This is a genomic window from Mycobacterium sp., from assembly GCF_049683935.1.
Taxonomy (GTDB): Bacteria; Actinomycetota; Actinomycetes; order Mycobacteriales; family Mycobacteriaceae; genus Mycobacterium.
The window spans coordinates 1-4,002 of sequence record NZ_JBAUJR010000254.1; the positions used below are offsets into that span (position 1 = coordinate 1).

Genomic DNA, 4,002 nt, shown 5'->3' on the forward strand with positions numbered 1-4,002 from the left:
ACCCTGAGCGGGTGGCGATCGGCGGCGCCAGTGCGGGCGGCGGGTTGGCGGCCACGCTCGCGCTGCTCACCCGCGACCGCGGCGAGATCGACGTGGCCGCGCAGATCCTCGTCTACCCGATGGTCGATGACCGCACCGTGCAGCGCACCGGTCTGGACAATCCCGGCCACCGCCTGTGGAACCAGTCGAGCAACCGGTTCGGTTGGCGGGCTTATCTGGGCGACGCCGATCCCGAGGTCGCCGTCCCCGCCCGCCGCAAGGATCTGGCCGGCCTGCCGCCGGCATGGATCGGTGTCGGGACACTGGACCTGTTCCACGACGAGGACCTGGCCTACGCCGAGCGGCTGCGTGCCGCGGGCGTGCCGTGCGAGGTCATGGTGGTCGACGGCGCATTCCACGGGTTCGACGGGATCGCACCGAAAGCTGATGTCTCACAATCGTTTTTTGCCAGTCAGTGCGCGCTGCTGAAGACGGTGTTCGCGCCGCCGGCGGCGTAGTTCAGTCGCTGTCGCTGTCGGCGGCCTTGTCGTTGTCGTCGGCTTTGTTGTTGTCGGCGGCCTTGTCACGGTCGGCGCCGGACGACCTATCCCGGTCTTCACCCTTTGTCGTCGCGTCGTCCGTGTGCGCACCCGCACTCACCCTCTTGCGACCGCCGGCCGTTTCCGATTCCTGCTCGGTTTCGGACGCGGTGGTCGCCTCTGCCGTCTCGTCCGCATCGCCACCGTTCTCGTCGCTTTCGCCAGACCCGGAGGTGGGCGGCGCTTCAACATCCGCGTCGTCGATCGCATCCGATGGAGACGTGGTGGCGAGGGCATCGGTTGCGCCCGAGTCGTTGCGGGCAACATCCTGCTGTCCGGACTTCGCTGCGGCCGAAGATGGAGCGGGGTCAGCCGCCTCCGGCGTCTGGCTTGCGCGCCCGGCATCGTGCTCCGCCGGGTCGGTTCCCAGCGGGGCAGCCAACACGGAGGCGCTCGCCGGTTCTTCCTCGTCCGTCGGCAGATACGACCGGTCGTAACCTCGTTCCACGATCTCTTTCAGCGGCCCGTTGAGGGCGTCGGCCAAGTCCGTGAGCCCCAGCCGACGCAGCGGTTCGAGCAGCGGCAGGTTCTCGGTCGGCACGAAGACGTACGTCGTGTTCCCCTCCTTCCACACGATATTGGCGGGATCGTGCATGTCCACGTCTTCGTAATCGGTGTGGATGACCGTGAACGCGGCCAGCGAGTTGAGCAGGGCCAGCAAGTTGAACGGGTTGTCGGGGAAGTCGGAGGCGGTGTCGTACTGGCGCGATATGTCGATCACCTGGTACTGGGTTTCCGGCATCACCTGACGGTCGGAGCCCCCATAGGCTCGAGTGGGATTGCCGATCACCACGAACGACAGCTCATCCGGCGAGGGGGCATCGGGGTCGTCGGCATGCTCCTGCATCCAGTCCGCTACCGACCGAGCCCCCTCGCTGTAGGAGAACACGACCTTGGTGCCGGGCGTGGTGTCGATGGTCGTCTCGATGGTCGCGACGCCATTCGGGTCCCAGAGGAACTGATCGATCGGGACGCAGCTGTTGGGCGATTGGCACAGCGATCCTTGAAGCTCATCTTCCATGGACCCTTCCCAGGGAAAGATGGTCAACACGGTGGCCGGAGTCGGCACCGGGGGCACCGCAGCAGCACCTGCGGTCGGCACGGCGACGAGTGGCAGCAGAGCCGCGCACACGGCTAGCTCCCTCGCTCCTCGCGGGAATCTGCGCGACTGGTTCGCGGACCGGAACAGATCCCGGTCCGAGAAGTCCTGAGACGACTGTGACGGACCACCCATAGTTGATTCCCCTAACGAAGCAGATGCGTCTTCCCCCGACGCTCCGATAGACGAAACCGGAAGCGTAGTTTGCTGACCGGAGACCGGTCAGCACTCATTGTGACGCACATCTCGTGATACCGAAAGCCCCATCGCGTGTTGCTGGCTTGTGAGTCGTGTCGAGCTGACGAACTATTGCGTCCCACGGCGACGCGACACCCGCGTTCACGCCACAGCCGCTCGTTGCTCGCCCCCGAACCATGGGCCGCACCGGGGCGCCGGGGAGAAGGGGTGGGTACCGATCCCGAACAGATGGCGAAGACAAACGCCGTATCAGCTGGATATCACCGCCACACCGGCCGGAGTTCCATTCTCAGGTTTCCGCCATGGCGAAGACATCCATCTCCTCGACGGTGCGCGTCCGGCCCTCCCGCACGGCCAGGTTGCAGAACTCATCGTCCGGGACCAGGCCGGCCGGTTGCAGTGGTTTGCCACACTGATAGATGCCCGAAGTTGTCGCTGTAGTGGCGGGTAGTGACGCCGCCTACGGATCGTTTTGCCCATAGGTACGTCCGTGGGTATCCAAGACCAGCACGTGAGCGGGCTCAGGGCCTCTCGAAGACCAACTCTCCGGCGATGATGGTCGCCGTCACCATGCCTGCGTCCAGTTCGCGCATCGTCTCAGCGGGTGAGGTCGACACGACGCACAGGTCGCCCGGTGCGCCGGGTGCGACTGCGCGGGGGGACGCGGGCCGGGCGGCCTCGCCGAAGAACATCGCCAGCGCCTCCGGCACCGTGATGCACTCGGCCTCGCCGAACACCGCTCCGGATACCGTCCGGCGGTGGACCGCGGCGCGCATTGCCGCCCACGGGTCGACGTCACCGAAGGGTGCGTCGGTGGACAACGCGACGGGAATCCCCGCCCGCCGCAGCGCACCGACCCGCCATAGTTCGTGGTGTTCGGCGACGGGGACGTCGCGCAGGTACTGATCTCCGCGCTCCGCGACGAAGTTCGGCTGGGTGACCACCGTCGCTCCACTGGCCGCGAGATCGGACATGGTGCCGTCGGGCACCACCGCGGCGTGCTCGATGCGATCACCCGGATGACGGCCGGCACAACGCAGTGCTTCCAGCGTGACAACCAGCTGCGCGGCCGTCACACAGTGCACCGCGACCGGTCCGCCCGCGGCATGCCTGTCGCTGATCCATCGGATCAAGCCCTCGAGGTCGAGGTCGTCGTCGTGCAGGATCCGCTTACCGGGGGCCAGGACGTGCACCCTCTGACGCAGCTCGCGCCGCCGGTGCGCATCCTGCAGACCTACGACGTCGCGGTCCTCGAGATCGGGGGTGGCGTCGGTGACGCCGGTGACCCCGAGCCGACTCAACCGCGAGCCGATCTCCGCCAGGCTCGGTTCGCCGCGCAACAGCGACAACGACCAGCTGGCGTCCGCGCTGCGCAGCCGACCGTCGGGATGGTCGCCGAAGCCGAGGCGTCTCAGCCCGGCCGAGTTCAGCGTCCACTGCACTCCGCTGCGATGCTGCACCCGCAGCGGAACGGTGGGGCAGACCTCGTCGAGCATGCGTCGGTCCAGCGGCCCGGCAGCCGACTCGTGATACCCCACGGCGCGGATCCAGCCGTCCTCTCCGACGTCGGCACCGGCGAGTACCCGGGCGAGGTCCTGTCTGCCGCGGACTTCGTCAGGGCCCACCCGGACCGAGTGCAGCGCTGCGGCGGCTGCCCTCAGGTGCAGGTGGTGATCGTGCAGCCCGGGGATCACGGTGCCACCGGCGACGTCGTAGACGGCCTCACCGTGTCGGGGGGCCAGATCGTCGGCCACCGCGGCGATCCGGTCGCCCACGCGGATGTCGGTCATGGTCCCGTCGAGCAACCTCGCCCGCCGGATCAACATGAGGCGACAAGCCGTTGCGCCACCAGTCGGTCCACCAGAACGTTGTCCGATCCCAGGGGCGAAGCCCGAGAAGTAAGCAACGGTGCTGTGGTGCAGGACTTTTGGTCGCCGTGGTCCAGCTGGGCGTACGATGCGGCCACGGCCGACATCGCGATCTCGACGATCTCGCCCCCACCGCGGCTCCGCGACTGCAGCAGCGCGTGAGCCGCATGGATGCCCGTCAGCGGGTCGGCGATCGCGTCCCCGCAGAACGCCGGTGCGCCCGACGGGCCGGCGACGAGTCCGCCCGACACCGCCGCGT

The 4,002-nt window shown here is 67.8% G+C and carries 3 protein-coding genes and 1 pseudogene; 1 reads left to right on the forward strand and 3 read right to left on the reverse strand.

Features of this window, described 5'->3' with window-relative positions; all coding sequences use genetic code 11:
- Positions 1-497, forward strand: a 497-nt coding sequence (locus tag WA965_RS14690) for an alpha/beta hydrolase (RefSeq protein WP_526447686.1), incomplete at its 5' end; no start/stop codon positions are given.
- 1 nt (position 498) lies between these two features.
- On the opposite strand, the gene WA965_RS14695 is transcribed toward WA965_RS14690, so the two are convergent.
- The 3 genes and pseudogenes from WA965_RS14695 to WA965_RS14705 all read right to left on the reverse strand — a co-directional run.
- The gene (locus WA965_RS14695; RefSeq protein WP_526299372.1) at positions 499-1,710 is read right to left on the reverse strand and encodes a PE-PPE domain-containing protein; all 1,212 of its coding nucleotides are present in this window, start codon (positions 1,708-1,710) and stop codon (positions 499-501) included.
- Positions 1,711-2,396: 686 nt separating this feature from the next.
- On the reverse strand, positions 2,397-3,701 hold the full coding sequence (locus WA965_RS14700) for an amidohydrolase family protein (RefSeq protein WP_526299374.1): 1,305 nt from the start codon (positions 3,699-3,701) through the stop codon (positions 2,397-2,399).
- Positions 3,695-4,002 (reverse strand): annotated as a pseudogene (locus tag WA965_RS14705) (CoA transferase); the annotation flags it as partial. The gene WA965_RS14700 and the pseudogene WA965_RS14705, both read right to left, overlap by 7 nt.